We start from the raw sequence: 7,157 nt of genomic DNA, 5'->3' as shown, positions 1-7,157 counted from the left end.
GATCAACTGCTTGTAACTCATGGTAAATGCTTCTGTTTGTTTGGCGACGATAGAGTACCACCAACAGGCAGTTGATCTCTTCTCACCGTTTAACCATGAGTGGTGCACTTATTATCTGAATTCGGGCCCAGTTCATCGCGCTCTTCACATCCAGGTATGTCATAAGTAAAGCCGACTAACTGTTTTTTTCTATCAAAGTAGATTTGTTTTTTGGGGATATAACTCTCTGTTATTGGCAATAAATTAAGAAAAAACAAGTTCCAAGAAAAGCTTAAGATTGGGATCCACCATTGAAAATTTTCACCTTCTTCATAAATAGGTAGCGATAAGATGCTGATAAAAGTAACAAAGCTCAGAACTCCACCAATAGCCATAGGACCAAAAAGCAAAGCTCGAGTAGGACTATTCCCACACATTTCTATTTTAAATCGCTCTGGATGTTTTTGAATTACTGTTTGCTTTCTTGCAGGTAAATCATATAAATAGCATAAGCCTTTGAACTTCTTCTTAAGACCATTTAATCTCTCAGGGTAAAAAAAACGATTAAATCTCGTTTTTTTAGGCATGATATCAACAGTTAAGTAGTCATTGTTTTGCATTACTTTCCTTATGCAATTGCTAAATCAGGTGAGACATTTTCAATTGGCTTTTCAAACGCATCAAAATCTACCGGTAACGTTAGACTTTCGTTGTAAATAAGTGTTGATGTTATTTCAACATCAAACACCCACTGCTATTTGTCTTAATAAAGCTTCACTACCACACGGCTTCTCTATTCACTTGGCAATCTGTAGGATCTAAATAGGGTTTTAGCTCCTCAGGGAATCCGTGCTGTTCTGTTATGTCTTTCATTTGTTAAACTTTCAGATTCTATCTGATTTTCTTTTAAGACCTTTATAACAACCCTCTAGATAATCTTTATACATATTCAATTTTCTTAACCTGCCTAGTCGTTTTTATAAATCAATCATTAAAAACGAGGTGAATTTTTGCCACGCTGTTTTGCCAAATTTAATCTCACTTTCTGGTTTTATATTTTCTGCGTATTTCCAAGGAAACTTAAAAATTTCAGGTGGATTGAGCTTTTTGATTGGTTTACCCATCAGTAAATTATCTAGTTGCTCCTCATTATCAAACTCTTTACTTAACTTCAGGGCTTCTTTGTTCATTTGTTTAGCGAACTTGCGCTCAACACGGTACCAAAAATATTTTGGACGACCATTCGCTTTATCAAACTCTGCGGTTGTTTTATCAAACTCTCGATAATATTCAAATTGTGGGATATCAGCTAAAGGTTTTGTGGTATCCATGAAATTTTCAATCAGTTCCAACTCACAAAACACATCATAAATATAAGTTGGGCCTGTATAATCAAACAGTTCATCTTTTTTATAATGCAGTAGTGTAAAGCCTCTAAATGGGAAGCCACTATTAGGGTTATGCACGACACGATAGTGTGCATTAAATTCATCATATTTTAAGCCAATTAACTCTTTACCATCTGAGCTAGGAACCTCAATATTACCACTTGATCGATTAAAAAATGTTTGTAATTTTAATTTTTTAAATAATCGACTTTTTCTTAAAAAAATACTAACTAACTTTGAAATTAGCCAAACTAATAAACAAATTTTTATGAGATCAAAACTAAGCTTCTCATTTCCAAGTAACCATGCTAACAGTGGCATACTGATTAATAAAAAGATTACAGATAAATGTATATATATCCAAGCTACAATTAAAGAGGTTTTCCAGTTAGTTGGGGTTCCACCAATACCTAGTTTTAGGTGTGTATTGTCTTTTGCAATAGTATTATAAGCTCTAATTGATTCCCCATTTCTATTAAGCCGATCACTCTCTAATTGAAAGTCACTCCAAGCATTCATAACGCATTGTTCTTTTGGAAAAATAGGCATCTTGCTTTGTTCTTTACAAAAGTAAGATTCTCTTTCATTTGTTAAACCTTCAGATTCTATCAATTTTCTTTTAAGACCTTTATAACAACCCTCTAGATAATCTTTATACATATTCAACTTTCTTAACCAGCCTAGTCGTTTTTATAAATCAATCATTAAAAACGAAGTGAATTTTTGCCACGCTGTTTTGCCAAATTTAATCTCACTTTCTGGTTTTATATTTTCTGCGTATTTCCAAGGAAACTTAAAGATTTCAGGTGGATTGAGCTTTTTGATTGGTTTACCCATCAGTAAATTATCTAGTTGCTCGTCATCATTAAACTCTTTTAATTGCTCGTCTTTTGCTTGGCTCATCTTTTTTAAAAAAGATTTATCAACACGATACCAAAAGTATTTTGGACGACCGTTTGCTTTATCAAACTCTACGGTTGTTTTATCAAACTCTCGATAATATTCAAATTGCGGGATATCGGCCAAAGGCTGAGTAACATCCATAAAATTTTGCAATAACTCCCAGTGCAAAAAAGCACAGGCTATTTGGTTACTATAAGTCTGTTCATAACGAATGTTTTTCTTATAATGCAGTAATGTAAAGCCTCTATTAGCAAAACCACTTTTAGGATTATGGGCTACCTTATAGTGAGCATTGAACTCTTCAAAAGGGAGTGTATCAAAATTTTTTGCATTCTTAGTCGGTACTTCAACCATACCCGTTTTACGGTTAAAAATTGTGGCTAGATTAAATTTGAAACGAAAAAAAGGCCAAATTAGCAAGCTAATTAATTTAGATCCCCCCCAGCAACTTAAAAGAATGATAAAAAAATCAAATGCAAGTTCATATGCCCCTAAAGCAAGGGAAAATAAGGGTAGAATAAACATAAAAAAAACAAAGAATAAATGTAGCATCGCCCAAGTAAAGTTCGTCAAACCAATAATATTTGTAGCATTTGCAATTAAGGCCAACGTCAACTTATTTTTTCCTTTAGTTAAAATTGAGCGATCATAGTCTGTTTGACCATTAATATTCCCTTTATAATAACTCATCTGACTGCTATCAAAGCAATATCCAAATAAGTTCTCCCTAGGGTAAATAGCTTGCTCACTTTGATAACGGCAATACATAGAATCACGCTCATCTGTTGCGATTTCATTTCTAAATTTTGCAGCTTGTTTACCGCGATAAGCGGTTTCTGCGTATTGCTCAAGCATATTCAACTTCCTTACTACCGAACTGTATTACTAACTATTTATTTACAGTTCGGCGCCACTCCTTTGCGTAAATACAAGCCAAACTAGCTTCACTACCACACGGCTTCTCTATTTACTTGGCAATCGACTGGATCTAAATAAGGTTTTAGCTCCTCAGGGAATCCATGTTTTTCTGTTATGTCTTTATCAATTTTGAAGTAATGCTCTATCGATTGATATAAGTGAGTACCAAGCGGGATGGATGTATCCATAAAGGTCATGGCCGTGGCGTATGCTAGTGAATCCCAGTCACGGTTTGAACCACCTACATAAAATGTTGGCTTAGTGAAGCGATAATGTTTAGGGTATTTTAACGGCACCATGAGTGATACAAATACACGTGAGCCACCACGGGCTGAGCCGACATTACGCTGATTTGCGCCATAGCAAACAATGTCTTCATAAGGTAAATAAAACGGTTTTCTAAACAAGGTATGCGGAGTTTTTACAAGGCCGGTATGGCGATTAAAGTAAAAATTATCTCGATGCGCTAATATAGCACGGTGTTTTAAAGTGAAATAACCCAAACCAAAGAGCGTCACATAGATTGAGGCCATTATCCAAAAGTATTCAAACCCATTCGCAATTAACGCATATACATGAAATAAGAAAACCATAAAAGCGAGTGTTTCAAAGAAAAAGCCAAGTGCTGTAAATAAGTTAGACCACCCTCCAAACCATGAAATAGCCAATTGCTTACCATCATTCTCTACCCAATGCCCCTCAAGTGTTGAGCCGCGATTAGGAGATTCAAGCTCTGCTGCATATTGATCAGTAAAACGCTTACTTTTAAAGGTACGAGTTTTAAAGCGGCAGCCATTGAGTGCTTCTGCTTTTTTTAATCGCGTTTCATAACTGTCTTGATGTAAATAGTCTCTTGGCAGTTGCTCGTTATAGGTTTGTCTATCCTTACGGTATTTACTTCTGTTCTCGGCTCTCCTTCTATTTTCTGCAGCTTTTTCGGGGTTATCTCTTCTAAATTCTTCTAATCGCACCTCAGCTTCTTCATCTAAGGCGAGCTGTTTGATAGTTTTATCTTTTGCTCTTGTTGGGTCTCTGCCAGGGTTTTCGGCGCACCACTGGTTAATTGCGTTAATACGATTTTCTCTTTTAATTTTTTCTCGTTCTTCATGAGTTAAACCGTCGTTTTGTTCAGCAATATAGCGCTCAAGCTCCTCATCACTAATAAGGTTATCAATTAAATCATCCAGATTGCTTGATTTTACTGAGCTTTTATCATCACTACTCATAGTCATTGCTATCTACATTCCTTGTTTTTAACCATTCCACTTTAAATATCTCAGACCCTAAACACCCACTGCTACTTGTCTTAATAAGGTTTTTGTTAATCGCTTCCAATAAGGCGCTGTATCAGGCTGATTTAAGCTTTCGTCGATTGGCCATTTTTCCCATGGCTTAGTGATTTCTTTGTTTGCCCAGCGTTTAAGGTGGCTAGTGAGCTATATTCAAACTTCTTAGGAGCGATACACTGGTTAAATTTTTGTGACACTTCGATTGCGCTGGCATTCATTTTTGCGAATCTATACGAAATAGACATTGATATCCTTATCTTTCAATGTTGCCCTAACAGTCAGTTTTTATAAATCAATCATTAAAAACGAAGTGAATTTTTGCCACGCTGTTTTGCCAAACTTAATCTCACTTTCTGGTTTTATATTTTCTGCGTATTTCCAAGGAAACTTAAAAATTTCAGGTGGCTTGAGCTTTTTGATTGGTTTACCCATCAGTAAATTATCTAGTTGCTCATCATCATTAAATTCTTTTAAAAGTTCATCATCTGCTTGGGTCATTTGCTTTAAAAATGATTTATCAACCCGATACCAAAAATATTTTGGACGACCATTCGCTTTATCAAACTCTGCGGTTGTTTTATCAAACTCTCGATAATATTCAAATTGTGGGATATCAGCTAATGGCTGAGTAACATCCATAAAATTTTGCAATAGCTCCCAATGTAAAAATGCAGAGCTAATTAAATTAGCACCTGTCCAAGCATAAAAAACGTCTTTTTTGAAATGTAATAGTGTAAATCCCCTATATGGAAAGCCGCTTTGAGGGTTGTTTTGGACTTTATAGTGAGCGTTAAACTCTTCAAAAGGAAATTTCAAAGAATGGCTTCCGCGATTATTATCCATCCAAACGAGACCTTTCGTACGCTCAAAGTTAACTCTTGAAGCTTTGACCTTTTTCCTTATTAACTTCAATATCGTTAAATTAAAAAATTTAGAGAATACCCACATTAAAAATATATAGCAAAGTGCAAGAGTGCCTTGTTTTTCATTACCTAAAAGATATAAAAATACTGGAATAAAAAAAGACATAAGAGAATAGTTAAGTGAATACAAACCCAAATCAGTAATAATATATCAGACACTTTCCTACCAATTGTTGATAGGCTTAGAATGTTTGGCGTGCAACCAAGGACATTTCTATAGTGCTCTGCTTTACCAGATAAATTGTACTTAAACGCAGCGCTTTGATAACTATCATAACAATGCCCAAATACATTACCCCTGGGAAATAGCTCTTGTTTACTTTGATAGCGACAATACATTGAATCACGTTCACCTGTTGCGATTTCATTTCTAAATTTTGCAGCTTGTTTACCGCGATAAGCGGTTTCTGCGTATTGCTCAAGCATATTCAACTTCCTTATTACCGAACTGTATTACTAACTATTTATTTACAGTTCGGCACCACTCCTTTGCGTAAATACAAACCAAACTAGCTTCACTACCACACGGCTTCTCTATTTACTTGGCAATCGACTGGATCTAAATAAGGTTTTAACTCCTCAGGGAATCCATGTTTTTCGGTTATGTCTTTATCAATTTTGAAGTAATGCTCTATCGATTGATATAAGTGAGTACCAAGTGGGATGGATGTATCCATAAAGGTCATGGCTGTGGCGTATGCCAGTGAATCCCATTCACGATTTGAACCACCTACATAAAAAGTGGGCTTAGTGAAGCGATAATGTTTAGGGTATTTTAACGGCACCATGAGTGATACAAATACACGTGAGCCACCACGGGCTGAACCGACATTACGTTGATTTGCGCCATAGCAAACAATGTCTTCGTAAGGTAAATAAAACGGTTTTCTAAACAAGGTATGCGGAGTTTTTACAAGGCCTGTATGGCGATTAAAGTAAAAATTATCTCGGTGCGCTAATATGGCTCGATGTTTCAGCATATAAAAACCGACGATAAACATAGGTGCATATATAGCAAATGGCACCCATCGATAGTCGCCCCATACAAAACCAATAACAACCAAATCAACGAAAAAAAACATAACTGCAGCGACCATTAACAGGAAACTTAGAGCAGTAAATAAATTTGACCAGCCTCCAAACCATGAAATAGCCAACTGCTTACCATCATTCTCTACCCAATGTCCCTCAAGTGTTGAGCCACGATTAGGAGATTCAAGCTCTGCTGCATATTGATCAGTAAAACGCTTACTTTTAAAGGTACGAGTTTTAAAGCTGCAGCCATTGAGTGCTTCTGCTTTTTTTAATCGCGTTTCATAACTGTCTTGATGTAAATAGTCTCTTGGCAGTTGCTCGTTATAGGTTTGTCTATCCTTACGGTATTTACTTCTGTTCTCGGCTCTCCTTCTATTTTCTGCAGCTTTTTCGGGGTTATCTCTTCTAAATTCTTCTAATCGCACCTCAGCTTCTTCATCTAAGGCGAGCTGTTTGATAGTTTTATCTTTTGCTCTTGTTGGGTCTCTGCCAGGGTTTTCGGCGCACCACTGGTTAATTGCGTTAATACGGTTTTCTCTTTTAATTTTTTCTCGTTCTTCATTAGTTAAGCCGTCGTTTTGTTCAGCAATATAGCGCTCAAGCTCCTCATCACTAATAAGATTATCAATTAAATCATCCAATGCGTTTGATTTTAATGAGTTTTTATCATCACTACTCATTGTTACTCCTTTATTTGCTGCACTTCTTATGTGTTTTTTACA

8 protein-coding genes are annotated in these 7,157 nt (G+C 35.9%); all 8 read right to left on the bottom strand.

Translation table 11 applies throughout. From position 1 onward, the window contains the following. Positions 1-89: 89 nt before the first annotated feature. Positions 90-599: a hypothetical protein gene (locus L1266_RS16360; RefSeq protein ID WP_235377931.1), complete on the bottom strand. Its 510-nt coding sequence runs from the start codon at positions 597-599 to the stop codon at positions 90-92. A 357-nt stretch (positions 600-956) separates the two neighbouring features. Continuing rightward, complete coding sequence (locus L1266_RS16355; RefSeq protein WP_235377930.1) at positions 957-2,027, bottom strand: hypothetical protein; 1,071 nt, start codon at positions 2,025-2,027, stop codon at positions 957-959. 30 nt (positions 2,028-2,057) lie between these two features. Then, a complete protein-coding gene (locus L1266_RS16350; RefSeq protein ID WP_235377929.1) occupies positions 2,058-3,125 on the bottom strand; it encodes a hypothetical protein in 1,068 nt (355 codons plus the stop codon). 92 nt (positions 3,126-3,217) lie between these two features. Next, positions 3,218-4,420 carry a hypothetical protein gene (locus tag L1266_RS16345; RefSeq protein WP_235377928.1) on the bottom strand — a complete coding sequence of 401 codons (1,203 nt, stop codon included), beginning with the start codon at positions 4,418-4,420 and terminating at the stop codon, positions 3,218-3,220. A gap of 125 nt (positions 4,421-4,545) precedes the next feature. Beyond that, positions 4,546-4,722 (bottom strand): hypothetical protein, encoded by a 177-nt coding sequence (locus L1266_RS16340; RefSeq protein ID WP_199529348.1) that lies wholly within the window; start codon positions 4,720-4,722, stop codon positions 4,546-4,548. 40 nt (positions 4,723-4,762) lie between these two features. Then, positions 4,763-5,506, bottom strand: coding sequence for a hypothetical protein (locus tag L1266_RS16335; protein WP_235377927.1), 744 nt, complete (start codon positions 5,504-5,506; stop codon positions 4,763-4,765). Beyond that, positions 5,470-5,826 (bottom strand): hypothetical protein, encoded by a 357-nt coding sequence (locus tag L1266_RS16330; protein WP_235377926.1) that lies wholly within the window; start codon positions 5,824-5,826, stop codon positions 5,470-5,472. Before L1266_RS16330 ends, L1266_RS16335 begins: the two co-directional genes overlap by 37 nt. Before the next feature lie 92 nt (positions 5,827-5,918). Next, positions 5,919-7,115 carry a dolichyl-diphosphooligosaccharide--protein glycosyltransferase subunit 2 gene (locus L1266_RS16325; protein ID WP_235377925.1) on the bottom strand — a complete coding sequence of 399 codons (1,197 nt, stop codon included), beginning with the start codon at positions 7,113-7,115 and terminating at the stop codon, positions 5,919-5,921. Between the last annotated feature and the right edge of the window lie 42 nt (positions 7,116-7,157).

The organism is Pseudoalteromonas sp. Cn5-37, from assembly GCF_021532495.1.
GTDB classification, from domain to species: domain Bacteria; phylum Pseudomonadota; class Gammaproteobacteria; order Enterobacterales; family Alteromonadaceae; genus Pseudoalteromonas; species Pseudoalteromonas simplex.
The sequence above is the reverse complement of the archived record's forward strand: the minus strand, read 5'-3'. Positions and strand labels throughout refer to the sequence as shown.

Bases quoted from the DNA above. Each gene is read 5' to 3' on its own strand.
- L1266_RS16360 (WP_235377931.1), bottom strand. From the start codon at position 599: ATGCAAAACAATGACTACTTAACTGTTGATATCATGCCTAAAAAAACG.
- L1266_RS16355 (WP_235377930.1), bottom strand. From the start codon at position 2,027: ATGTATAAAGATTATCTAGAGGGTTGTTATAAAGGTCTTAAAAGAAAA.
- L1266_RS16350 (WP_235377929.1), bottom strand. From the start codon at position 3,125: ATGCTTGAGCAATACGCAGAAACCGCTTATCGCGGTAAACAAGCTGCA.
- L1266_RS16345 (WP_235377928.1), bottom strand. From the start codon at position 4,420: ATGACTATGAGTAGTGATGATAAAAGCTCAGTAAAATCAAGCAATCTG.
- L1266_RS16340 (WP_199529348.1), bottom strand. From the start codon at position 4,722: ATGTCTATTTCGTATAGATTCGCAAAAATGAATGCCAGCGCAATCGAA.
- L1266_RS16335 (WP_235377927.1), bottom strand. From the start codon at position 5,506: ATGTCTTTTTTTATTCCAGTATTTTTATATCTTTTAGGTAATGAAAAA.
- L1266_RS16330 (WP_235377926.1), bottom strand. From the start codon at position 5,826: ATGCTTGAGCAATACGCAGAAACCGCTTATCGCGGTAAACAAGCTGCA.
- L1266_RS16325 (WP_235377925.1), bottom strand. From the start codon at position 7,115: ATGAGTAGTGATGATAAAAACTCATTAAAATCAAACGCATTGGATGAT.